The sequence below is a fragment of the Arenibacter latericius DSM 15913 genome (assembly GCF_000424985.1).
In the GTDB taxonomy this organism is placed as follows: domain Bacteria; phylum Bacteroidota; class Bacteroidia; order Flavobacteriales; family Flavobacteriaceae; genus Arenibacter; species Arenibacter latericius.
This window is the reverse complement of record NZ_AUKX01000091.1, coordinates 1-2,271: the sequence shown is the minus strand read 5'-3', so window position 1 is coordinate 2,271 and position 2,271 is coordinate 1. Positions and strand designations below refer to the sequence as shown.

Genomic DNA, 2,271 nt, shown 5'->3' with positions numbered 1-2,271 from the left:
AAAAAAAGAAATCTCATCATCATAACTATTATTCTTTTTTGTATTCCTTTTATTTACTAAATATAACTTTATAAATCTAAAGGAATGGAACGGGCTGGGAACCGTACGTGAACCTCTCGATTCATACGGCTCTTGTCATACAGTCAGAAGGCCTAAATAGTTAGACCAGTTTGTATCCCAATTCTCAATGATAGAATAGGTTTGGATATGACTTTGTAATAAATCGCAGCCATTTTACGGCTTTGATCTGGCCTCCTTAAGTCCTAGTTTCTCAACTAGCAAGCTTTCAGTTTATTAATGGTTCAAATACCCTGTTCAAAGCGCAGCCGAAGGTTTACCCCTGCCCGTAAGGGACCTACCTATTCGGTATGCAGGCCCGCCTAGACAGATCGGGCAGGCTTGCACCCTCTAGATTTATTATCTACTTTACAGTAGATAAAAGATGTCCATGCAGGGCACACAACACCTATACGCAATGCGGGCTCGGGTTTTTAAATCAAAGTTTTGTCTATATTTATAAAGAGCAAAACCTTTTCAGTTATGCCAAGAGAATAAAAACAACCAAACCCTCAAAGCTTTTGCTAGGGAACGGCGGGAAAGGTAAGTGAATGCTTACCACCGCGCTGCCTTTAGCTGGGACGTAGCCAATTTGAAAAAATATATGAAACAAACAATATTAAGTCTATTTCTACTTCTGGCAGTTCAAATTACCTATGGTCAAGAATTAAGCGAAAAAATTAGCGAAACTGAATTTTCAATTGGTAAGACGATAAAAATTAAATCTCAATTATTAAACGAAATGAGAGATTTGAATATTTATCTACCTATAAATTATTCAAAGGGCAGCTTAAAAGCTTATCCCGTAATATATTTACTTGATGGTTCAAAAGATGAGGATTTTGTCCATATTTCTGGATTAGTTCAATTTGGTTCTTTCTCTTGGATAAATATGATTCCCGAATCAATTGTAGTCGGAATAGGAAATGTAGATAGAAAAAGAGATTTTACTTATCCTTCTCAAAGTGAACTTGACCAAAAAGAGTTTCCTACGTCCGGAAAATCTGAAAAATTTATTTCCTTTTTAGAAAAAGAACTTCAACCCTTTATTGATTCCGAATACAGAACAACGGAAATGAAAACAATTATAGGACAATCGCTTGGTGGACTATTAGCAACAGAGGTTCTATTTAAAAAACCTGAACTCTTTGATAATTTTATAATTGTGAGTCCAAGCTTATGGTGGGATGATGAAAAATTGTTAGACGAAAATCCTAAAAGGTATAATTCTAAAAAATCGATTTATATAGCTGGTGGCAAAGAGGGAGAAATAATGGAACGGACTGCAAAGGAGCTGTATGATAAGCTCAAGAAAGACAAAAAACTGAATACTGATTTGTTTTACAAGTTTTTAGAGGATAAAACACACGGTGATGCTTTACATATTGCTGTTTATGATGCGTTTGAGAAAATATTTGAACAAAAAAAAGAATAAAAAACTGGCTACAGTCGAGTAGGTAAACGGGTGTCTCACCCCTAAACCTCTCCCAGCACTCCAAAGGGATCGGGATTCTCCTCTCGATTCATACGGCTCTTGTCATACAGCCGGTAAGGCCTAAATAGTTAGACCTGTTTGTATTCCAATTCCCAATGATAGAACAAGTTTGGATATGACTTTGTAATAAATCGAAACCATTTTACGGCTTTGATCTTGCTTCCCTTAAAGCTTTTATACTTGTTCACTATCCATCTGATCATACGATTGTGCAGGTAATAGAATACTGGATGCAAGCTCCTATGGCTTATCTTTCCGTAATACTGGACCCAACCGAGAATCTTGGGGTTCAGCAGATTTGCTAAATCCTGTATCCCACGTTGAGTTTTGTTATGGAAAGCAAGTTTACGGAGTTCTCCCGTGATTCGAGCCTTGGATTTTCGACTCATTTAACAATCAAACTGAAGGAAGCATCTCCCCTTTTTCAATCTGAACCGTATCGGCTGAAAACTGAATCCTAAAAAATCAAATTGCACGGGATACCCTTTAAGGTTACTGCCATCTTTCTTACAATACACTATTTTAGTCTTTTCTGGATGCGCTCTTAAACCGCATTCTTCTAGACGTTTCTTTAGAGCTGTAAGTGCATGGACAGCTTCCCCATGGCTTCTGCAATGCACAATCAGTCGAGTAGGCCTCGGGAACTTCCCCCGAGGCCTCTCCCAGATCCGGACGTGAGACTCTCGCCTCATCCGGCTCCTATTATTCAGTCTGCAATT

At 38.0% G+C, this 2,271-nt stretch carries 2 protein-coding genes; one reads left to right on the top strand and one right to left on the bottom strand.

Features of this window, described 5'->3' with window-relative positions; all coding sequences use genetic code 11:
- Positions 1–661: 661 nt before the first annotated feature.
- Positions 662–1,492 carry an alpha/beta hydrolase gene (locus H344_RS0116665; RefSeq protein WP_026811310.1) on the top strand — a complete coding sequence of 277 codons (831 nt, stop codon included), beginning with the start codon at positions 662–664 and terminating at the stop codon, positions 1,490–1,492.
- Between the two features lie 128 nt (positions 1,493–1,620).
- Here H344_RS0116665 and H344_RS22210 read toward each other — a convergent pair whose 3' ends face one another.
- Positions 1,621–1,941, bottom strand: a complete 321-nt coding sequence (locus H344_RS22210; RefSeq protein ID WP_026811309.1) for a group II intron maturase-specific domain-containing protein — start codon at positions 1,939–1,941, stop codon at positions 1,621–1,623.
- Between the last annotated feature and the right edge of the window lie 330 nt (positions 1,942–2,271).